The following is a 19915-nucleotide window of genomic DNA, read 5'->3' on the forward strand; positions in this document are numbered from 1 at the left end:
GCGCTCAGGGGATCAGGACGGCGCGGCCACGATGCCCGCGCTGCGTGATCCACTCGAGCGCCGCGGCCGCCTCGTCGAGCCGGAAGCGCTTCACCTCCAGCTTCAGGCGCCCGTCCCCCAGGCGCGCCAGCAGTTCGGGCGCAGCGGCCCGCCCCGCGGCCTCGCGCCTGAACATGTTGAGCGGCAGCAGCGCCACGTCTCGCTGCAGGAAATGCGCGATGTCCAGCGCCAGCGTGTTGCCGGCCGTGTAGCCGATCAGCACCGCGCGGCCGCCGGGCGCCACGCAGGGCAAAGCCGCTTCGAGCACCGGTCCGCCGACGGTATCGACCAGGAGCGTCGCCGGCGCGCCGGCCTCGGTGATCACTTCGGCACCCGCATCGCGCGCCAGCTGCACCACCATCGATCCGACGGCGCCGGAGGCACCCGTCACCCGCACGCGCTCGCCGGCCTGGAGCTTGGCGATCTCGTGCAGCGCGACCCAGGCCGAGGTGCAGGGCGAAAAGAACGCAGAGCCGAGGGCCATGTCGACGTGGTCGGGCAACAAGCCCAGCGCCTCGTCGGGTGTGTCGATCAGCTCGCACCAGGTGCCATCGGCCGTGGTGCCCAATCCGGCGCCGCGCAGCCAGACGCGCTGGCCCGGCGCGAAGCGCTCGCTCGCGATCACGGTGCCCGCGGCTTCGACACCCGGAACATAAGGCAGCGGCGGATGCTTGAGAAAGCCGCCGCTCCAGACGGTGCGGTCAATATGGCCCACGGTGGCCGCGGCCATGCGCACGACGCTGCGGCCGGCGCGAGGCAGCGGGTCTTCCACCTCTTCCAACACCGCCGCGGCGCCGAAAGCATGGACGCGCACCGCCTTCACGGCAGCGTCTCCAGAAAGTCGAGCACCGCTGCGGCGAAGGCTTCGGGCATCTGGTCGGGCAAGGGCACCATGCCGCCGACGATGTCGACGATACGTGCGTGCGCCAGGTGCGTCTGCAGTTCGGCCGCGTGCGGCGCGGCGAAAGGGTCCTCGGTAGCGCGCAGGATCAGCGTGGGCTGCTCGATCTTCCCGATGCGCTCTTCCATGCGGTAGGCAGCCACGGCGCGATGGCCTTCTTCGAGCCGAGCGCCGACCATGAGCGCGTCGCGCACGAAGGCCTCCAGCAGCTCGGGCCGGCCCGGCGGATAGAAGGGCTGACGCTTCCGCCACAGCGCCGCGAGATGACTGCCGTCGTCGCTCGGCGCCACCTCGTCGATCGGTGGCCGCTCGGCGCGGGCGCGGCGGAAGGCCGCGTCGGCATAAGGCGTGGAAGACAGCACCAGCCCATGCACCCGGTCCGCGAAGGAAGCGGCCAGCTCGACCGCGATGACACCACCCGTGTGATGGCCCACCACGTGTGCGCGGGCGATGCCCAACGCATCGAGCAGCTCGACCGCCACGCGCGACCACTGCTCGATGCTCGCTGGCGCCGGCCCGGCATCGGAATCACCGAATCCCGCGGTGTCCATCGCCATCGCCCGGAAACGCTCACCGATCAGGGGCAGCACGTGCCGGTATTCGGCCCAGCTACGCGGCGACTGGTGCAGCAGCAGCACCGTCTCGGCGCGCGGATCGCCGCAGCTCGCGTAGTGCACCTGTCCGACCGACAGATCTGCGAAGGCGCGGCGGATCTTCATGGCTGCGTCTTGTCGGCCGGCGCCCGCCAGAGCCCCGCATGCCGCAGCATGCCGAGCGTGCGCGCAAGCACGTCGCGCCGGTAGGCCGCCACGTCGCGGCCGTCGTAATCGTAGAAGCCGCTGCCGGTCTTCAGGCCCAGCCGGCCTTCGGCCACCATGCGGTCGACGATGGCCGGCGCAGCATAGCGCCCCTTGTCGATCGACGCCGACATCTCGCGGCTCGCGTGGTGCAGGATGTCGCAGCCGCCGAAGTCGATGAACTCGACCACGCCGAGCGCGGCGAAGCGCAGGCCCAGGCCGTAGCGCGTGGCCTTGTCGATCTCTTCGGCGGTGGCCGCGCCCTCCTCGATCATCCGCGCCGCCTCGTTCATCACCAGCGCCTGCAGCCGCGGCACGATGTAGCCGGGCGAGGCGCCGCACACCACAGGCAGCTTGCCGATCTGCTCCATCAGCTGCTTGGTGCGTTCCAGCACCGCGGCATCGGTGCCCGGGTGGCAGCTCAGCTCGACCACCGGGATCACGTAGGCCGGATTGAGCCAATGCATGTTGAGGAAGCGCTCGGGCTTTCTCACCAGCGCCGCGAGCTGGGTCACGAGGATGCTGCTGGTGGTGGAAGTGAGGATCGCGTCGTCGCTGCAATGCAGGTTGAGCTGCTCGAAAGCCTCGCGCTTGGCCTCCAGCGTCTCGGGCACGCCTTCGAAGAGCAGCTCAGCCCGGCCGAGCGCGCGCGGCGCCTCGGCGGCCGGCACGAGTTCGACGCGGTCGGCAATCGCGCTCACCTGCGCGGCCTCGATGACGCCGAGTTGCGCGAGCCCCGAGAGGCTGCCCTCGATCTCTGCTCGCGCTTCGGCGCGAAGCGTCTGCCAGGCCTCGTCGCTGCGGGGACGCAGATCGATCAATGCGATGCGATGGCCTGCGTAGGCAAAGGCGATCGCGATGCCGCGGCCCATCCGCCCCGCACCGACGGCGGCGAAGCGGGGCGCGGGCGCCTCATTCGCCATCGTGCAGCCTCTTCGTCAGCTCGGCCTGGTCGAGCCCGGCCAGGCCCAGTCGCTCGAAGGTGCGCGGGCCCTGGCGCAGATCGCGGCCGAGGAAGCCGCCTACGATGGCCAGCAGGCCGTGCGCGATCGGCGCATCGACGCCCGCGTAGCGCGCCGCCGAGGCGAGAAAAGCCAAGCCCAGTTCCGTGTCTTCGGTGATGTAGCGATGGGCGTAGAGGTCGATGTTCTCGCGCCAGTCGCCCGACTTGACCAGCTGCTTGTGGGCGTCGCCGTACATCCACCGGTCGTTGTTGTAGTGGTCGGCCAGCGGATAGTGCGGTGCGCCCTGCCCGAACGCCTCGCGCACCGCGATGCGCTCCTGGTCGAGCCGGTCGGTCACATCGCGCACAGCGCGCTGCGTTCCTTCGTTGTGGATGTCCCAGCGCTCGAAGTGCTGCAGCGGCGCGGCGTTCATCACCATCAGCGGCGGGTGGATCACCGGCCCGGCGTTCATCAGGGCACCCGACAGCGCGTCGCCGCAGCCATGCACGCTCGGGTAAGCCTGGCGGATCACCTCCAACGCCTGTGCTTCCTTGCGCGCAGGATAGACGCCGGTCGGCAGGCGGATCGCGCGGATGGTGACGTTGACCTCGCGCTCGCCGTGCTTGCGCGCCAGGTAGGGCAGCGTGCCGGTCTCGGCCCAAGCGACGTCGGCGCGGCTGCCGGCCTCCTTGACGGCGCGCGCCATCACGAAGCTGCCGAAGGTGCCCGGCGGCAGGAACACCACCTGGCCGTCCACCAAGTGCGGCGCCATAGCGCGGGCGATGTCCTGCTGCGCAATGGCGGGGGTCGGAATCACGATCAGCGCCGCGCCGCGCAGGGCCTCGGCGATGTCGGCGGTCGCCAGCGCGATCGGTACCTCGCGCGACCCGCGTGCGTCCTTCAGCGTGATGGCGCCGGCCTGCCGAACAGCGGCGAGCGCATCGGCGTCGCGCCGCCAGAGCCGCACTTCATGGCCGGCTTCCGAAAGGTCGGCAGCGGCGGCATAGCAGCCGTGGCCGCCGCCCAGGATCGCAATTTTCATGGTCGAGAAGAAGTTGTAGGCCGCGGGCCGCCGATCCGCAAATCAACGGGCTCGCAGATACATTACTTTTCAACCATTCAATTGTCAACCATCGAGAACCCGGCCCAGCTCCGCCAGCGAATCGACAAACCCGTCGGCGTCCACGCCGCGCACCGGCTCGCCGTGGTTGTAGCCATAGCTCACCAGCACCACCGGGCAGCCTGCCGCCCGGGCCGCGCGCGCGTCATTGCTCGAATCGCCGACCATCAGGGTGCGCGCCGGCAGCGTGCCCAGCGCCGCGCAGGTCTTCAGCAGCGGCAGCGGATCGGGCTTCTTGCGCTCGAAGGCGTCGCCGCCGAACACCACGTCGAAATAGCCGTCGAGTCCCTTGGCGGTCAGCAGCGGGCGCGCAAAGGCGGTGGGCTTGTTGGTCAGGCAGGCCAGGCGGATTCCGTGCGCACGCAGCGCTGCCAGCCCGTCGATGACGCCCGGGTAAACCTCCGCATGCCGACCGTTGATGGCCAGGTAGTGCTGCTGGTAGCGGCGCCACGCCTGGTCGAATTGAGCCTCGTCGGCATGCAAGCCTTCGCGCACGTGGCGCAGCACCGAATGGATCAGGTGTTCCGAGCCCTTGCCGATCAGGGGCGCGACGGTTTCGGCCGTGACCTCGCGCAGTTCGAGCCCCTCGAGCATGTAGTTCAACGCAACGACGAAGTCGCCGAGAGTGTCGACCATGGTGCCGTCGAGGTCGACGATCGCGGCGTCGAAGTTTGAAAGGTGCAAGCGAGTGGTGTTCAAAGCGCGCGGCGGGAAGCCCGGGATCGCCTTGATTCTGCCGCGTCGAGATCAGGGGCGCAGCGGCAGGGACAAGCGCTAGGCCTCGGCCAACTGCGGGCCAGGTTCAAGCCGGCGGATCGAGGGCGCGGGGATCGCGGCAAACACCTTCCAGCGCGCGGCATGTGCGAGCGTCGTTCGCTGCGCTCCGAGCAATACCTCGTGGCTGCGCGCAATCTTGCGCCAGTTGCCCAGGTCGAAGCTATCGATCGGACTGCGCACGCCTAGGGCGATCAACCCCGACAGCGAAAAGTCCTCCCAGGACGCATAGTGCGCGCGGGCCGCCTCCTGCAGGCGCTTAAGCGCAGCTTGCGCGCCAGCTCTGGACAAGTATCCGGCCGAGAAACCCAGACGCACCAGGTAGGCAGCCTGCTGAATCTCCCAGGCTGCCGGATTCAGATGAACGTTCCGGATCTGCCGGGCCTCGACCAAGCGCGCATCCTGAACCAGGAACCTGCAGATTTCCTCCAGCGCCGCGTACGCGTCGGAGTCGACGACGTGACCGCTGCGCCGGGCCGCATAGGCGGCTCTCTCCGCCGGGAACCCAGTTCCCGGCGATCGAAGCCAGCGCTCGACGAGCCAGACGCATTCGCATCCGCGCTGCACGCGCCAATGCTGCATGAGGATGGCCTCGACTTGTTCTTTAGCAAGCGAGCTGCCCAGTTGATTGAAATCATCCCCTTCGAGCACTGCGAAATTCGCGCTCAGCAGGTAGCCGAAGAGCTGGTCCGGCGACACCGGCTCCGTGGGCCGGAATGCGATCTGCCCAGCCCAGCGGGCTACTGACTTTTCTCCCCAGGCATTCAACAGAAGAACAGCGCAGAGGATCCACAAGGCGACAAGAGCAATCCAGAAATTCATGGCGATGACTCCGGCCGGTGTTGAAGAGGACGCCGCGCAGCCGCGAATACCTTCGTGTGCTTCTTGCCGTGTTCCTTGCTGAGCTTGTAGCCCGCGTAGCGAACGTTGTTGAGCCTCCATTCGCCTCCATGAAGGGAGGCGAGTCCGAGATGACTACGCAATCGGGCTACGTTGGCATCGATCCAGCGGCTGGACGCATCAGGAGCCATGCCCGAGGTCATGGCCCGCAGCCAATCCCTCGACAGCACGCGATCGACGTTGTGGAAAAACTCGAGGGCGAGTTCGAACTCGGCCGGTCTGAGGTTGATCTCCGCTCCATCGACCATCACGGACTTCTGGGAAGGGAGGAAGAGATAGTGGTCCCAGCTCAGCCCCGCGCCGGTGGTCGGCAATCCGTGCTGCGCCATGAATTCCCCGAGACCGTTGTAGATCTCGGCGAAGGACGAAGGCGCCACGAGGACCGAGTCGCCTTCGACGCTGCCCAGCGTCTGCAGCGCCTTCAACAGGTTTTCGCGGGTGACGAACAGTACCGGCACCTTTGCTCCGACCACGCTTCTGGCCTTATGCACCCACGTGCGGAGGTCGATGGAACCAAAGGTGGCGCCCGAGAGAATGCTGAACGAGAGTTCCCGTGAGGTGCCCTCTTCCGAAGCGATCTGCTGGATCACGGACGGGTTGCTGACGATGATCTTGTCCTTGTTGTCCGGGAACATGCGGTTCCACACGTGAATCGCTTTGTCGACATCGAGGATGAAAGGCGCCAGCAGCAGCGCGTCCTTGTGCGTGCACGATGCCGTGATGACCAGCGTGCCGGCGATCTCGTGCATCTGGCGCTGCTGATTGACCTGCGAAACCGCCGAACTCCCCATGGCGATGGAAGCGCTGCCGTAGGCGCCGCCGGTCAGGAAGCTGAACGGCCCTGCGCTGCCGCTCACGGCTGCTGTGACGAACCTCTTGATGTCGGAGACCGTGTTCTGCGCCTCCTGCTCGTTCTCGTCGAAGGAGAAGTACTGCGCATCCATCTTCAGCGAGTCGGCCGCGAGCGGCATTGTCTTGGTCCGCGTGCGCAGGTAGTCGAGCGGGCTCTCGAGACTTTGGTTGACGGTCTTCATCTTCACGCGCAGCGGCTGGATCTTGGTCTCCTGCTCGACGCGGATGGTCGCGTAGTCCGCTGCCGCCTTCGAGACCGACTTGTTGACCTCCTCGCGCTTGGCGACCAGCTCGGCGGGATTGATGTTCATGTCGGTCAGTTCGTTGATCGTCATGTCGAGGCTCTGCCTCATCGAGATGAAGGAGTTCATCGTCTCCTGCGCCGTATCCACAGGCGCCAGCAGCGACGAGATCGCAACCAGGTTGTTCAGCGCCTCCGGCTCGACGATGTTGCCGAGCGTGAGCGAGGGGTCGTAGGGGATCGAGGTGGGCATGTTCGGGTCCTTGGTTTGACGGTGAATCGAAGGGCTGCAACTCGAAGCCCTCGCATCCAGTTTCGGCCGCCAAGCCGTTTTCCGCGCTGACCGAACAGCGACCAAATTGCGACCGGAAGACGATCAAGGGCGAGCGGAGGAAGAGGCGCGCAACGACAAAGCCGAGGCAACCGCCATGCGGCTGCCTCGGCTTTCGCGCGAGCTATAACGACTCAATGCCGAAAGGTCATCTGCCGCTTTTTGCCGTCTTGGTTTCGGCCTTCGCTGTCTCTTCCGATGCCGCGTCGGGGCGGTGCCTGGCCAACCACATCTCGGCAAGCGCCGCTTTCGTAATCGGCTTGACGAAGTAGGTGATCGGCACGCCGCCGCACTCCCCGTCGCTCACCTTCTCGAGGTAGTCGTCGAATGCGGTCACCAGCGAGTTGAGGTTGATCACGTCGTTCTTCCTCTCGTCGATCTCGTCCAGGCCGAGCATCACGCTGCGAGCTTGCGCGCCTTTGAGCTCCGTCAGCTTCCTGGCGTTGACGGCCTCCTTCGACTTCTGTGCGACGCTGGTGGTAGCGGACGGCGACGCAAGATTGCCGAGGCTCTCCATCATTTCCTTCGCATCGAACTTCGCGAACCTTTCGACGCCGGCCTCGAGTTGGTTCGACTTGATCGATGGGACGACGCCCATCGTGATCAAGGTCACGTGGGTCGAGAAGTCCTGCTTGCCCAGAAGTCGCTTGATGTCGTTGACGAAATCGGAATCAGCACCGAGGCCGCCACTCTCGCTCTCGAGCCAGGCAGCGACCTTGAACTTCTCCTGCATGCTCTCGGCGACCTCGGTCATGCTCTGCCCCGAACCCGCGCCCTGGCCGACGTCGGTCACTTCATTCTGCAGAACGTGCACCATTCCCACGAAGCTTGACCCATATGTCGCACCAGTGAGCAGATTGAGCGACTGCTTGTTTGCACCTTCGGCGGCCGCCGCTGCCGTCATTCCCGCAGGGTCGCCGGCCTTCAGCTTGTCAGACGGGAACGCGTGATTCCAGATGCTGATCGCCTTGTCGACGTCAATGACCAACGGCTGCAGAAGCGCCGCCTTCTTGTGCGTGCAGGAGGCCGTCACCACCAAGGTGCCGACGATCTGATGCTCCCTGCGCTGCTTGGCCACCTGGCTGACGCCGGCCGTTGCCATCTCGGTGGCGGCTTCTGGGCCCAGATGATCGGCCGCTCCGGCAATGAGATCCTTGATGCCGGCCATGCTGTTCGCAATCCCCTGCTCGTTCTGCTCGAACGAGAAGTACTGCGAATCCATCTTCAGCGAGTCCGCGGAGATTTCCGGGTTGACGATCTTGCTCGCCTCGTAGTCGACCGGACTTTCAAGCGCTTGATGCACGCTCTGCACCTTCGCCTTCAAGGGCCGTATCTTGGCTTCGTTCTCGATGCGCAGGGTGGCGTAGGCAGCTGCGGCCTTCGAGATTTCCTTCTTGATCTCTTCGCTCTTCGCCTTGATCTCGCGCGGATCCACTTCCATGTCGATCAGCTCGTGCATCGTCATGTCGATGCTGCGCTTCATGGAGATGAAGGAGTTCAGGTTGTCCTGGGCCGCGTCGATCGCCGCGTCGAGCTCGGAGATCTGGGTCAGCGTGACGAAGGCGTCAGGATCGACGATGGCGCCCAATGCCAGCGACGGGTCGTAGGGAATGGTGGAAGGCATGGTCTCTCGATATGGATTGGCCGTGTGGGCAGCTGCCGCGCGGACGCGCTCGAGAAACAGTCTGCTGCACGCACACGCCCGCCGCGCTGACCAATCAACGACCAAGAAATGACCGGCAGATGATTCCGGCTGTCCACCGGAAGAGGCTCAGGCTTCGGTGAGCGACTGCGCGGCCACCACCGCTTCGGTGCGGTTGCGCACGTTGAGCGCGCGGAAGATGGCGGCGAGATGGATCTTGACCGTGCCTTCGCTAATGCCGAGCGCGCGCCCGATCAGCTTGTTCGGCTTGCCCTGCGACAGCAGTTGCAGCACCTCCACCTGGCGCTCGGTCAGCACGTTGCGCAGGTGTTCGAGCGTCTGCGCCGAGGCGGCGGCCGACGCGCGCTGGCTGGCCTCGGCCGGCACCCCGGCCACGATGCCGGGCGGCACGGCCGCGAGCATCATCGGCGGCACGTAGACGCCGCCGGCCAGCACCAGCCGGACGGCCGACAGCATGACCTCGGGCGAATAGGCTTTCGGAATGAAGCCGAGCACGCCACGCTCCAGCGCACTGCGCATGATCGCGGGGTCTTCATAGCCCGAGAGCACGATGACCGGCACCGCCGGGTGGCGGCGCCGGATCTCGTCGACGTGGGCTTGCCCGTCCGCGCCGGGCATGTTCAGGTCGATCACGGCCAGGTCGATGTCGTCGGAAGCGCCGGCGAACAGTTCGTCGACGCTCATTGCCAGAACGAACTCGATGCCGGGTTCGATTTCCGACAGTTTGGCCTTGACCGCCTCGATGACGAGCCGATGGTCGTCGGCGATCAGGATTTTCATGGCAGCCCCAAACGTAGTGAACTCAACGAATACCAAAGATAACGTCGATCGCCATGCGCGGCAAGGCTCGCCCGCTCCACGAACGACATAGTCCCCAAGCGATATGGCGGGCCCTGGAGGGCGTTGAAAGAATGTTCCCGCACCCAACGAACACAGGGACATCGGCATGTGCCATCGATGCAGGCGCAAACCCAAGGCTCCCGCCACCAGCGAAGAATAGCGCGAGCGTTGCATGGCTCGCCTGTTCGACTGTTTCTGCGCCCTTTTTTCATTCGGCCTCGAACTCGACGCGGCGACCGCCGCAGGGCGCGTGAGCCCTGCGCCCGATGCAGCGCAGCGCAGCGCCCTGGATCTGCTCGAGCACGCCCGTGTCGCGGCGCAGGCCGCTGGCATCTCTGCCCACCGCATCGAGTCGGCGTCCTTTGCCATGGTCGCCTGGCTCGACGAGATCGTTGCGCGCAACCCCGGCTGGAGCACCGGCATGACGCCGCTGCAGGTGCAGCTCTTCAATTCCAACAACGCCCACAGCGAGTTCTTCCACCATCTGTCGGCGCTGCAGGCCGACGACGGCGAGGTGCGCGAGATCTACTGGCATGCGCTGGTCTACGGTTTCAAGGGCCAGTACTACTTCGAAAACGGCGACAGCGGCGAGCTCGGCAAGCTCAAGGACCTGCATGGACAGCAACTGCCGGTGCAGCCGTTGGCGCCGGACGCCCTGGACGCCGACCGCATCACCCCCCAGCCCTACAGCGTGCCCGACCCGCCGGGTCGTCCACGCATCCCGGAGCGGCGCGAGCGGGCGCTGTTGCGCGCCACCGGCGCGCTCGCGCTGCTGATTCCGCTCCTGTACCTGCTGGGATCGATGCTGAACGGCCCGCACGAAGCGCCGTTCACGCTGGCGCAGCGCGTCGAGCAGCAGCTGCAGGACTACGCCTGCGCGGACCTCGCCGCCACGGTGGGCGACGACGGCGCGACGCAGGTGAGCGGCTTCGTCTCGGTCGCGGAAGACATGGCGCGCGTGGAGCGCGAGGTGCGTGCCATGCCGGGCGTGAGCGCGGCGAGCTTCCAGCTCCGGTTGCGCGTATGGCCGCACTGCGAGGTGGTCGCCATCCTCAAGCCCTACCAGGCGCGCAATCGCGACAAGCGGCACGGGCTGAAGGTCGCGGCCGCGAGTGCGCAGAACGGCCGGCTGCGCGAAGGCGATCTCGTGCTGGTGCAAGCCACGAATGCCGACTACGACGGCTATCTCTGGGTCGACTACTTCACGGCCGACGGCGCCGTGATGCATCTCAACGCGGGCCGCGGCCAGGCCCGCCTGCGCGCCGGCGAAAGCATCGAGCTGGGCCGCGACATCCCGTCGAGCTGGCTCGTGGGTCCGCCCTTCGGCACAGTGCTGGTCACAGCCCTTTCCTCGCCCACGCCTTTCAATGGCGCCGCCGACAGCCCGCCCTTCGAACTCGCCTCGGCCTATCTGCAACGGCTGCGCGAATCGCTGGCCGCCAACGAAGCGGGCGGCCGGCCGATCGCCGACTTCGTCTTCCTCGAAACCGTCTCGCGCTGAGCAGCGTCTTCGACCCTTCCTATGAACGCCCTGCACCCGCTGCCCACCTACTACTGGCCACTGCTCGCGCTGTGCCTGCTGGGGCTTTTCGCCTTCTGGTGGTTCATGCTGGGCTCGCGCTACGTCGCGCGGCGGCGGCTGCTGCGACGGCGCATCGAAGTCCTCGGGCAGCCATCGACGGCTCCGGAGCAGGCGGCGCTCGCAGCCCTGCGGCAGGCGATCGTGCAAGCGCGCGAACTGCTTCTTCGTTCGCCGGCGCAGCGCGCAGTGCGCAATCCGCTCTACGACCAGCCCTGGCTGCTGTTCATCGGCGACGAGCCGGCGGAACTGCCGGGGTTGCTGGCCGCCGCCCGCCGCGCCTCCCCGCCGCTGCTGCAATCGGAGCGCGACGCCAGCGGCGATGGCTTCTGGCGCTGGCACTTCCTGCGTTCGATGATCGCGATCGAAACCAGCCCGGGCGCGGTGCGCGAGGCGGCCTCGCGGCACGAGCGAAGCCTTTGGTACCAAGCCCTGCTGGCGCTCGCCAATCAACGCGAGCGCCTGCCGCTCAACGGCATCGTGGTTTGCGTGAGCGCGGCGAGCTTGCTTGGCGACGCACAGGCGCTGGCTGCCGATGCGACGCGCCTGCGGCAGCGGGTCGACGAAGCGGCCGAGCATCTGCGGCTGCAGCTGCCCGTCTACCTGGTGGTGACCGGCCTGGAGCGGATCGGCGGCTACGACGAATTCCGCTCCGCATTGCCGCCCGAGGCGCTGGCGCAGGCCCTGGGCCATCGGCTGCCGGCCGACGCGGCGGGCGCCCGGCTCGAAGAACTGTTCGGCCCGATGAAGCTCCGGCTGCACGCCTTGCGCATGGGCCTGCTGTGCAGCCAGCCGGAGCCGGCGCGACGGCTGGCCATTCACGGCTTCGTGGAGCAGCTGCGCGCGCTGCAGCCGGGGCTGCGCACGCTGGCGGCACACATGTTCGACAACGGCCTTGGCCGCTCGCTCGCGCCGGCGCGCTGGCGCGGCCTCTATCTCACGGCCGCACCCTCCCTCGGCGAGGACGACGCTTTCGTCGCCGATCTGTTCCGGCGCTTCCTGCCCAGCGATCAGCCGCTGGCGCGCCCGTAGCGATGCGGCTACTTCTTCGGCGCCGGCGGCGGGGGTGCCGGTTCGATGCGGATCTGGATCTGGCGCGCACCGAAGTTCACGCCGACCAAGAGCGGCTTGCCCGGCTCGATCGCGCGCACCTCGCGCCAGCGCGCGCGGTCGAGATCGCGGTAGGCCGCCATCACGCCGATCGCCTTGATGTCGGCGGCCAGCGTCATCTCGAGCTTCTTGCTGTCGCCGGGCCGCAGCAGCAGCTCTTCGCGCTGGGCCATCTCGGCGCCGAGCGTGGCCTGGTCTTTCTCGAACAGCGAGAAGAAGTCGGCAGCCTCGAAGGCGCCGCTGGTCTTGAGCGCATAGACGCGCACCGTGAGCGGCGAGGCCCGGCCGCGCGCGTCGGGATTGGCATCGGCACCGGCCGCCAGCGTCATCGCGATCGGCGTGACCACAGGCTTCGGCGGCGGCGGAGGGCTGGAGCAACCGGCGGCGAACGCGAGTGCCAGCAGCATGCCAAGGCCCGCCATCGCGCGCCGATGCCCCGCATCCTGAAGACGTCCATAGGGCGAACGGCGTGTACCAGGGTCTCTCATGCTATTTCCTTCGTTGCATTGACCGGCCAGGGAGCATCTTTGATTATCCCTAGTGAACTCGAACAGGCAACATGCTGACTCCCGAACTCGTCGAAGCCCTGCAGGCACCCATCAGCGAAGCCTCGCCATGCGGTGACGACCTCGAGTACGACCCGGCGTTCACCGCCTTGGCCTCGGCGGCGCAAGGCAAGCCCGAGCAGCAGTTCGGCGACACCGTGATCCCCGCAGTGGAACCCGAGTGGCGCACCGTGGCCGATCAGGCGCAGGCCCTGCTGGGCCGGACCAAGGACCTCCGGGCCGCCGTGCTGCTGCTGCGCGCCAGCACGCGAATGCAAGGCATCGCCGGCTTCGTGATGAGCCTGCGCCTGCTGACCGTCCTGCTCGACCGCCACTGGGAAGGCATACATCCAAAGCTGGATGCCGACGACGACAACGATCCCACGATGCGCCTCAACGCGCTCGCGCCGCTGACCGACGAAGCCATGGTGCTGCGCGACCTGTACGAAGCCGATGTCGGCGTGGCGCGCGGGGTCGGGCCGATCCGCGTGCGCGACATCGCGATCGCGCACAACGCACTGGCGCCGGCCGGTGCCGAAACGGGCTACTCCGCCGCGCAGGTCCACGGCGGACTCGAGGCCATCCACGGCGAGACGCCCGAGGTGCTGCAGACGCTGATGGAGATGCCCACGCTGGTCACGCAGCTGCAGACGCTGCTCGTCGAGCGCACCGGCCGCACGGACCTGATCGATCTCGGGCCGCTGCGCGCGATCGCCAACGTATTGAGCAAGGCCTGCGCCGCGGTGGCCGGGCCCGCGGCGCAGGCCGAAGCGGAAGCCGAAGCCGCCGCGGATGCCGGCACCGGCAGCGCCGCCGTCGCGCGCGCCGCGGTACCCGGCGAGATCCGGAACCGGCAGGACGCGCTCCAGACCCTCGACCGCGTGATCCGCTATCTCGAACAGGCCGAGCCGGGCAATCCGGCGCCGCTCCTGATCGCACGCGCCAAGAAGCTCATCGGCGTGAGCTTCTTCGAGATCATGGCCGATCTCGCGCCGAACGCGCTCGACACCATCGAAACCGTGACCGGCAAGCAGCCCACCGCGTGAACGCCACGCATCTCGCACCCCTCCGACACCCACCCTCGCAAGGAGCATTTCCATGTCCAAGAGCAGCCAGAAATTCATCGCCCGGAATCGGGCGCCGCGGGTCCAGATCGAGTACGACGTGGAGCTCTACGGCGCGGAGAAGAAGGTCCAGCTGCCCTTCGTGATGGGCGTGCTGGCCGATCTCTCGGGCAAGCCGGCCGATCCTCTGGCGCCAGTGGGAGACCGCAAGTTCCTCGAGTTCGACGTCGACAACTTCGACGTGCGCATGAAGGCCATGAAGCCGCGCGCCGCCTTCTCGGTGCCGAACACGCTGACCGGCGAGGGCGAGCTCAAGGTCGACATCACCTTCGAGAACATGGACGACTTCTCGCCCGCCGCCGTGGCCAAGAAAGTCGATGCGCTCAACAAGCTGCTCGAGGCCCGCACCCAGCTGTCGAACCTGGTCACCTATATGGACGGCAAGGGCGGCGCCGAAGACCTGCTGGCCAAGGTGCTGGAAGACCCGGCGCTGCTGCAGACGCTGGCCGCCAGCAAGAAGCCCGAAGAAGGCGCCGCGCCGGCCGCCTGACGCCCCATTTTTTGCACACGAGGAGAACCCGACATGGCTGAAGCACTCGAGCAGCAGAGCGCCCTGAAAGACGTTGCCTACGAAGGAAGCGACTTCTCGTCGCTCCTGCAGAAGGAGTTCAAACCGCGCAGCGACGAAGCCAAGAGCGCCGTCGAGGCGGCGGTGCTCACGCTGGCGCAGCAGGCGCTGGCCAACACGCAGGTCATCGGCAAGGACGTGACCAAGTCGATCCAGGCCATGATCGCCGCGATCGACCAGAAGCTCACCGAGCAGATCAACAAGATCCTGCACAACGAGGAGTTCCAGAAGCTCGAGAGCGCCTGGCGCGGCCTGCACTACATGGTGAACAACACCGAATCGGACGAGAACCTCAAGATCCGGGTGATGGACATCTCCAAGAAGGAGCTGCACAAGACCTTGAAGAAGTTCAAGGGCGCGGCCTGGGACCAGAGCCCGCTTTTCAAGAAGGTCTACGAGCAGGAATACGGCCAGTTCGGCGGCGAGCCCTTCGGCGCCATCGTCGGCGACTATCACTTCGACCAGAGTCCGCCCGACGTCGAGCTGCTGGGCGAGATGGCCAAGCTCGCGGCCTCGGCGCATGCGCCCTTCATCACAGGCGCGAGCCCCAACCTGATGCAGATGGAGTCATGGCAGGAGCTCGCCAATCCGCGCGACCTGACCAAGATCTTCGGCACGCCCGAGTACGCCGGATGGCGCAGCCTGCGCGAGTCCGACGACTCCAAGTACATCGGCCTGTGCATGCCGCGCTTCCTGGCGCGCACTCCCTACGGCGCGAAGACGAATCCGGTCGAGGAGTTCGACTTCGAGGAAGAGGTTTCGGGCTCGGACCATAGCAAGTACAGCTGGGCCAATGCAGCCTACGCCATGGCCACCAACATCAACCGCTCGTACAAGCTCTACGGCTGGGGCTCGCGCATCCGCGGCATCGAGTCGGGCGGCGCGGTCGAGAATCTGCCGCTGCACACCTTTCCGAGCGACGACGGCGGCGTCGACCAGAAGTGCCCCACCGAGATCGCGATCAGCGATCGGCGCGAGGCCGAGCTCTCCAAGGCCGGCTTGCTGTCTCTGATCCACCGCAAGAACTCCGACTTCGCTGCCTTCATCGGCGCGCAGTCGCTCAACAAGCCGGCCGAGTACGACGACCCCGACGCGACGGCCAATGCCAACCTCGCGGCGCGCCTGCCCTACCTCTTTGCCTGCAACCGCTTCGCCCACTACTTGAAGTGCATCGTGCGCGACAAAGTCGGCAGCTTCAAGGAAAGAGCCGACATGGAGCGCTGGCTCAACAACTGGATCATGAATTACGTCGACGGCGATCCGGCCAACTCGTCCGAGGAAACCAAGGCCCGCAAGCCGCTGGCCGCGGCCCAGGTGGTGGTCGAGGAAGTCGAAGGCAATCCCGGCTACTACAGCTCCAAGTTCTTCCTTCGACCGCACTACCAGCTGGAGGGCCTGACGGTGTCGCTGCGCCTGGTCTCGAAGCTGCCGTCGGCCAAGGGCGGCAAATAAATTTCGGCGAATCGTTGCAAACGGAACGAGCAGTTCGTTCTCTTTACAGCTTCCGAGCTGGCCCGCAGGGCGCACTGCAAGGAAGCTGATTTTCTTGGGTTCATACAAACTGAAAGGTGGAATCATGGCCGTAGACATGTTTATCAAGGTCGGCGACGTCAAGGGCGAGTCGAAAGACAGCAAGCACAAGGAGGAGATCGACGTGCTGGCCTGGAGCTGGGGTGCCAGCCAGTCGGGCAGCATGCACCTGGGCAGCGGCGGCGGCGCGGGCAAAGTCAGCGTCCAGGACCTGTCCTTCACCAAGTACGTCGACTCCTCTTCCAATGCGCTGCTGCTGGCCTGCTGCAACGGCAAGCACTATCCCGATGCGACGCTGGTGGTGCGCAAAGCGGGCGAAGACGCACAGGAGTACCTCACGATCACGCTGAACGAAGTGCTCGTGTCGGCCGTCTCCACCGGCGGCAGCGGCGGCGAAGACCGCCTCACGGAAAACATCACGCTCAACTTCGCGAAGTTCAAGTACGAGTACAAGCCGCAGAAGCCCGACGGCACGCTCGATGCGGCCAAGACGGCGGCCTGGGACATTCGGGCCAATGTGAAAGCCTGAACGGCTTGATCGAGGGGCGGACGCTCGGCAGCGTCCGGCCCCGGGACGGGCTAGGGCGGCAACCGCTGCGTCACCTCGCCGTCCGCATCGTCGGGATGCGCCCACAGCGTCAGCGCGGTGTAGTTGTCGTAGCTCGGCTTCGCGTTGGCCCTGACCTGCCGGTCGATCTCCTCCACCCATCGGCTCGCGCTGTTCGTCGCGCGCAGCATCTCGAGCAGGCGCTCGTCTCCCAGCGGCTCCCACACCCCGTCGGTGCAAAGCAGCAGCACGTCGCCCGCCATCAAGGGCATGGGCGCAGCCACCGCGATCTCCGGTTGCTCTTCGATCGAGCCCAGTGCCGACAGCAGCATGTTGCGCTGAGGATGAAGGCGTGCGCCCTCCTCGTCGAGCATGCCGCCAGCCACCATCTGCTGGACCAGGCTGTGGTCGACGGTGCGCGCCACCGGCGCACCGGAACGAAACAGGTACGCGCGGCTGTCGCCGCTGTGAGCCCAGGCGATCTGGTTCTCGTGCAGGTCGACCGCGGCCAGCACCACGGTCGATCGCATCGCAGCCAGCTTGCCGCCCTCGGCTTGGCGCGCCACGATGTCGAGGTTGGCGCGCGCGATGAGCCGGTGCAGCAGGCCGGCATCGAGTCCCGGATTCGCCGCGAAGCCTTCCAGCACGCTGCTGCGCGCGATGGCCGCCGCGACGTCGCCGCCGCCATGGCCGCCCGCGCCGTCGGCCACTACGCAGGCGACGTAGCGGCCATCGTTCCAGTGGCCGAACACGTCCTCGTTGTAGCTGCGGCCGCCTTGCTTCGACAAGGTGACGATCTCGATGTCCACGGGCCCTCCTCCTCTTCGTTTTTCTTCAGCCGCCGGACTTCAAGCGCGCCATCTGCTCTTCGTAGGCCTCGATGAAGGCCTTGCCGAACAGCGTGTGGAAGTCGTCCTCCGCCTCGCTCGCGATGCCGCCGTAGAGCGCGATGAACTGGTCCCACAGCTTGGCCTTGCGATTGGCGGCGAACAGGCTGTCGAGTGCCGACCTGGCGGCGATCTTCTTCTCGAGTTCGTCCGGCGCGAAGCGTTCGATGACGTGGGCAAGCGCGGCGCGCATGCCCACCATCACGCCGAACTGGTGGGCGCGCAGATCGTCGAAGGCATCGCGCATCGCGGCCTCGGCCGGCATGAAGCCGCGCACGCCGGGCCCCAGCAGATGCGCGAGCGCGACCTCGACGGTGGGTGAGAACTTGAGCGGGTTGTTGGCCTCCGCCGCGATCATCGTGACCTCGGCGCGCACTTCGCGCTTGAACTCCTGGCGCGTGAGCAGCAGTTGCAGCGTGCCTTCGGTCGCGGCGCGCAGCAGGACGCCAACGCGTTCCATCATTCCCGGCGTGAGCATCTCGGGCATCTGGTGCGTGCTGCCCAGGCCGCGCAGGAAAGCGGCCAGCAGCGCATCGGCCGGCACCGCCGCGGCCGGCGGCGATGGCGAGAAGCCTGGCGCTTTCGCGGCCAGCGGCGGGGGCACGGGTGCTTCGATCCGCGCGCCCGTCATGTCGTCGAAGCTCGGCGAACCGAGCGGCGCGTCCAGATCGTCCAGCAGCGACGAGGCTGCTGGCGGCGTGGTCGCCACCGGCGGCACGTAGCCGAACTGCCCGATCGGCACGTGGTCGCTGCGCGGTGCCGGCGCCACGGGCGCGCGGCCTTGCAGCGCGGCCAGCGGATCGAGTCCGCCTGCCGTGTTCGGCTGTAGCAACGGATCCGCCAGCGGCGAGAGCGCCAGCGGATCGCCGCCCAGGCCGCCGCGGCCTGGGCTGCCGCCGAACAGCTCGTCGATGCCGGCAGCCTTTCCTGCCGGCGGCGCGGCCAGATCGGAGAAGTCGTCGAGCGCGCCCAGGCCTGCCGCGGCCTTCGCGGGTCCGGAGGGCGCAGGCGCCAGCAGATCGGCAAAAGGATCCGTGTCCGCGGCGCGGCCGCCGGCAGCGCCAGGGCCGAAAGGGTCGGGAGGCGGCACGGGCGCACTCGCCGCCGGCGCAGCGCGGCGTGCGGGCGCGGCAGGCGTTGCAGGCGCCAGCCCCGCGAGCAGGTCGGCGAAGGGGTCGTCGTCACTTGCCGCCGGCACGTGCACCGGCGCCGGCCGCAAGGCAGCATCAGGCGCGTCGGCCGCTGCGTGCTGCACCGAGAGTTCGAAACTGCCGATCACCAGCCGATCGCCGCTCGCCAGCTTCACCTCGCTGCCCGAGCCCAGCGGCTGGCCGTTGCGCTGCATGGGATTGCTGCCGTGATCGGCGATGTAGAACTCGCCGTTGCGAAACGAGATCTGCGCATGCAGGCGCGATACCGTCCGGTCGGGATCCTGCAGCACCAGCGTGTTGGTATCGGCACGGCCTATGGTTCCGCCGGCCGGACCGAAGCTGGCGGCGAGCGGCTGCACGGGCGGCGCGCCCCTGACGTTGAGAACAGCGATCCGTATCACCTGGTGGCCTCTTTGCTCTCTGTCTAAGGTGCGAGCAGCAGCACCTTGACCTGACTGGGCGCGATCGACACGCCGGGGCAGTTCGTGCTGTTCTGCAGAGCCACGCTGCTGAGCCGCGTGGCCGGCTTGCCGCCGATCAGCACCGTGAACGCACCGGTCAGGTTGCGCGCCGGGCCCATGACGGTGCCGGAGGCCACGCCGGTGGCGACGCCGGCGTTGTCGCCGTTGGTCATGGGAATGGTGGTTCCCAGGTTGTGTGCCGGCGCATTGCTGAGCAGCACGGTATAGACCGCGTTGACCGCCATCGGCCGCGTGGCGATGTTCGGATAGGGCGTCGGCACCGGCCCGCCGGGTGTCGGCGTCAGGCAGACATCCGGGAACCCGGTGTCCTGGCCGCCCATCTGGGTGTTCGCGAACATGGCGATCCTTTCATCCGACGTGAATCTGGGCGCCGTCGACCTTGGTCAACTCGCGCGAGGAAAGCAGCATCGTCCCGGCCCGGATGTTCGCCACGTGCTCCGCTTTCACGTCGAGGATGCCGGTGCGCACATGCTCCGCCTGCGCAATATGACGATAGCTGCGATCGGCCGACACCTGCAAGCGCGACAACACTGCCTCCGCGGCCTCTGCGAAGAGCCGCGCCGCCGCGGAACGCAGCACGAACTCGACGCCGGTCACGCGCATCAGACGCGCCGCCCAGTGCGCGCTGTCGAACTGCCCGGCGAAAGTCGCGGCCTGCAGATGCACGGCCTGCTGCGCTTCGAGCCGAATGTCTTTGTCCGACTTCAGCGTGAAGCCTTCGGGGGCATGGAGCGTCAAGGGGGCGCCGCTGGCCCGGCTGAGCACCGCGGTCATGAAGAGGCGACCGTCCGGCGTGCGGAACAGGCCCACCTCGTCGCCTGGCTCCGGAACCACCATGCAGCTGAATGCGCGCGCGGCCTCATGCACGCGCCGTTCGAAGCTGACATAGACCACGTCGAAAGCGGTCTCCACGACGCTGCCGACAAGGTAGGCCGAGGCGGCGGGAGACGCTGCGAGCTTCGGCTCGCGTTGGTCGATGACTTCCATGGC

20 protein-coding genes are annotated in these 19915 nt (G+C 67.1%); 6 read left to right on the forward strand and 14 right to left on the reverse strand.

The features are described from left to right. Nucleotides 1-4: 4 nt before the first annotated feature. The 9 genes from EJI01_RS21105 to EJI01_RS21145 all read right to left on the reverse strand — a co-directional run bounded on the left by EJI01_RS21105 (nucleotide 5) and on the right by EJI01_RS21145 (nucleotide 9342). A complete protein-coding gene (locus EJI01_RS21105; protein WP_126839089.1) occupies nucleotides 5-862 on the reverse strand; it encodes a zinc-binding alcohol dehydrogenase family protein in 858 nt (285 codons plus the stop codon). Beyond that, entirely contained in the window at nucleotides 859-1659 is an 801-nt protein-coding gene (locus EJI01_RS21110; protein WP_126839090.1) for an alpha/beta fold hydrolase, read from the reverse strand. The genes EJI01_RS21105 and EJI01_RS21110 overlap by 4 nt, the downstream gene beginning before the upstream one ends. Beyond that, nucleotides 1656-2660 carry a 3-hydroxybutyryl-CoA dehydrogenase gene (locus tag EJI01_RS21115; protein WP_126839091.1) on the reverse strand — a complete coding sequence of 335 codons (1005 nt, stop codon included), beginning with the start codon at nucleotides 2658-2660 and terminating at the stop codon, nucleotides 1656-1658. The genes EJI01_RS21110 and EJI01_RS21115 overlap by 4 nt, the downstream gene beginning before the upstream one ends. Then, nucleotides 2650-3723: an NAD/NADP-dependent octopine/nopaline dehydrogenase family protein gene (locus tag EJI01_RS21120; protein WP_126839092.1), complete on the reverse strand. Its 1074-nt coding sequence runs from the start codon at nucleotides 3721-3723 to the stop codon at nucleotides 2650-2652. The genes EJI01_RS21115 and EJI01_RS21120 overlap by 11 nt, the downstream gene beginning before the upstream one ends. An 84-nt stretch (nucleotides 3724-3807) precedes the next feature. Beyond that, a complete protein-coding gene (locus tag EJI01_RS21125; RefSeq protein ID WP_126839093.1) occupies nucleotides 3808-4485 on the reverse strand; it encodes a phosphoglycolate phosphatase in 678 nt (225 codons plus the stop codon). Between the two features lie 90 nt (nucleotides 4486-4575). Continuing rightward, a complete protein-coding gene (locus tag EJI01_RS21130) occupies nucleotides 4576-5397 on the reverse strand; it encodes a DUF1266 domain-containing protein (protein WP_185878994.1) in 822 nt (273 codons plus the stop codon). Continuing rightward, a complete protein-coding gene (locus tag EJI01_RS21135; RefSeq protein WP_126839095.1) occupies nucleotides 5394-6821 on the reverse strand; it encodes a winged helix-turn-helix domain-containing protein in 1428 nt (475 codons plus the stop codon). The genes EJI01_RS21130 and EJI01_RS21135 overlap by 4 nt, the downstream gene beginning before the upstream one ends. Before the next feature lie 226 nt (nucleotides 6822-7047). Beyond that, the gene (locus tag EJI01_RS21140) at nucleotides 7048-8523 is read right to left on the reverse strand and encodes a hypothetical protein (protein WP_185878995.1); all 1476 of its coding nucleotides are present in this window, start codon (nucleotides 8521-8523) and stop codon (nucleotides 7048-7050) included. A 147-nt stretch (nucleotides 8524-8670) separates the two neighbouring features. Beyond that, entirely contained in the window at nucleotides 8671-9342 is a 672-nt protein-coding gene (locus EJI01_RS21145) for a response regulator transcription factor (protein WP_126839097.1), read from the reverse strand. 232 nt (nucleotides 9343-9574) lie between these two features. Between EJI01_RS21145 and EJI01_RS21150 the strand changes: the two genes are divergently transcribed. Next, entirely contained in the window at nucleotides 9575-10903 is a 1329-nt protein-coding gene (locus EJI01_RS21150; RefSeq protein WP_126839098.1) for a DotU family type IV/VI secretion system protein, read from the forward strand. 21 nt (nucleotides 10904-10924) lie between these two features. After that, complete coding sequence (locus EJI01_RS21155; protein WP_126839099.1) at nucleotides 10925-12013, forward strand: type VI secretion protein IcmF/TssM N-terminal domain-containing protein; 1089 nt, start codon at nucleotides 10925-10927, stop codon at nucleotides 12011-12013. Between the two features lie 8 nt (nucleotides 12014-12021). On the opposite strand, the gene tssJ is transcribed toward EJI01_RS21155, so the two are convergent. Beyond that, on the reverse strand, nucleotides 12022-12579 hold the full coding sequence (gene tssJ / locus EJI01_RS21160) for a type VI secretion system lipoprotein TssJ (RefSeq protein ID WP_126839100.1): 558 nt from the start codon (nucleotides 12577-12579) through the stop codon (nucleotides 12022-12024). Nucleotides 12580-12650: 71 nt separating this feature from the next. Between tssJ and tssA the strand changes: the two genes are divergently transcribed. From tssA to EJI01_RS21180, 4 genes are all read left to right on the forward strand, one after another. Continuing rightward, entirely contained in the window at nucleotides 12651-13682 is a 1032-nt protein-coding gene (gene tssA / locus EJI01_RS21165) for a type VI secretion system protein TssA (RefSeq protein WP_126839101.1), read from the forward strand. 52 nt (nucleotides 13683-13734) lie between these two features. Continuing rightward, nucleotides 13735-14250: a type VI secretion system contractile sheath small subunit gene (gene tssB, locus EJI01_RS21170; protein ID WP_126839102.1), complete on the forward strand. Its 516-nt coding sequence runs from the start codon at nucleotides 13735-13737 to the stop codon at nucleotides 14248-14250. Nucleotides 14251-14283: 33 nt separating this feature from the next. Beyond that, a complete protein-coding gene (tssC, locus tag EJI01_RS21175; protein WP_126839103.1) occupies nucleotides 14284-15780 on the forward strand; it encodes a type VI secretion system contractile sheath large subunit in 1497 nt (498 codons plus the stop codon). Nucleotides 15781-15904: 124 nt separating this feature from the next. Next, nucleotides 15905-16387 (forward strand): Hcp family type VI secretion system effector, encoded by a 483-nt coding sequence (locus tag EJI01_RS21180; protein ID WP_126839104.1) that lies wholly within the window; start codon nucleotides 15905-15907, stop codon nucleotides 16385-16387. 50 nt (nucleotides 16388-16437) lie between these two features. On the opposite strand, the gene EJI01_RS21185 is transcribed toward EJI01_RS21180, so the two are convergent. From EJI01_RS21185 to EJI01_RS21200, 4 genes are all read right to left on the reverse strand, one after another. After that, nucleotides 16438-17214, reverse strand: coding sequence for a PP2C family protein-serine/threonine phosphatase (locus EJI01_RS21185; protein WP_126839105.1), 777 nt, complete (start codon nucleotides 17212-17214; stop codon nucleotides 16438-16440). Between the two features lie 25 nt (nucleotides 17215-17239). Beyond that, nucleotides 17240-18802, reverse strand: a complete 1563-nt coding sequence (tagH, locus tag EJI01_RS21190) for a type VI secretion system-associated FHA domain protein TagH (RefSeq protein WP_312846071.1) — start codon at nucleotides 18800-18802, stop codon at nucleotides 17240-17242. Nucleotides 18803-18867: 65 nt separating this feature from the next. After that, on the reverse strand, nucleotides 18868-19263 hold the full coding sequence (locus EJI01_RS21195) for a DUF4150 domain-containing protein (protein ID WP_093110786.1): 396 nt from the start codon (nucleotides 19261-19263) through the stop codon (nucleotides 18868-18870). Nucleotides 19264-19273: 10 nt separating this feature from the next. Continuing rightward, a complete protein-coding gene (locus tag EJI01_RS21200; RefSeq protein ID WP_126839107.1) occupies nucleotides 19274-19912 on the reverse strand; it encodes a DUF3540 domain-containing protein in 639 nt (212 codons plus the stop codon). Nucleotides 19913-19915 lie beyond the last annotated feature (3 nt).

Origin of the sequence: Variovorax sp. MHTC-1 (assembly GCF_003984645.1) — a bacterium.
Lineage (GTDB): Bacteria > Pseudomonadota > Gammaproteobacteria > Burkholderiales > Burkholderiaceae_C > Variovorax.

Excerpts from the sequence above, each read along its gene's own strand:
- EJI01_RS21195 (WP_093110786.1), bottom strand. The coding sequence starts at position 19,263 with ATGTTCGCGAACACCCAGATGGGCGGCCAGGACACCGGGTTCCCGGAT.
- EJI01_RS21140 (WP_185878995.1), bottom strand. The coding sequence starts at position 8,523 with ATGCCTTCCACCATTCCCTACGACCCGTCGCTGGCATTGGGCGCCATC.
- EJI01_RS21115 (WP_126839091.1), bottom strand. The coding sequence starts at position 2,660 with ATGGCGAATGAGGCGCCCGCGCCCCGCTTCGCCGCCGTCGGTGCGGGG.
- tssC (WP_126839103.1), top strand. The coding sequence starts at position 14,284 with ATGGCTGAAGCACTCGAGCAGCAGAGCGCCCTGAAAGACGTTGCCTAC.
- EJI01_RS21145 (WP_126839097.1), bottom strand. The coding sequence starts at position 9,342 with ATGAAAATCCTGATCGCCGACGACCATCGGCTCGTCATCGAGGCGGTC.
- EJI01_RS21200 (WP_126839107.1), bottom strand. The coding sequence starts at position 19,912 with ATGGAAGTCATCGACCAACGCGAGCCGAAGCTCGCAGCGTCTCCCGCC.
- EJI01_RS21180 (WP_126839104.1), top strand. The coding sequence starts at position 15,905 with ATGGCCGTAGACATGTTTATCAAGGTCGGCGACGTCAAGGGCGAGTCG.
- EJI01_RS21110 (WP_126839090.1), bottom strand. The coding sequence starts at position 1,659 with ATGAAGATCCGCCGCGCCTTCGCAGATCTGTCGGTCGGACAGGTGCAC.
- EJI01_RS21120 (WP_126839092.1), bottom strand. The coding sequence starts at position 3,723 with ATGAAAATTGCGATCCTGGGCGGCGGCCACGGCTGCTATGCCGCCGCT.
- EJI01_RS21150 (WP_126839098.1), top strand. The coding sequence starts at position 9,575 with ATGGCTCGCCTGTTCGACTGTTTCTGCGCCCTTTTTTCATTCGGCCTC.
- EJI01_RS21155 (WP_126839099.1), top strand. The coding sequence starts at position 10,925 with ATGAACGCCCTGCACCCGCTGCCCACCTACTACTGGCCACTGCTCGCG.
- EJI01_RS21135 (WP_126839095.1), bottom strand. The coding sequence starts at position 6,821 with ATGCCCACCTCGATCCCCTACGACCCCTCGCTCACGCTCGGCAACATC.
- tssJ (WP_126839100.1), bottom strand. The coding sequence starts at position 12,579 with ATGAGAGACCCTGGTACACGCCGTTCGCCCTATGGACGTCTTCAGGAT.
- EJI01_RS21130 (WP_185878994.1), bottom strand. The coding sequence starts at position 5,397 with ATGAATTTCTGGATTGCTCTTGTCGCCTTGTGGATCCTCTGCGCTGTT.
- tssB (WP_126839102.1), top strand. The coding sequence starts at position 13,735 with ATGTCCAAGAGCAGCCAGAAATTCATCGCCCGGAATCGGGCGCCGCGG.
- tssA (WP_126839101.1), top strand. The coding sequence starts at position 12,651 with ATGCTGACTCCCGAACTCGTCGAAGCCCTGCAGGCACCCATCAGCGAA.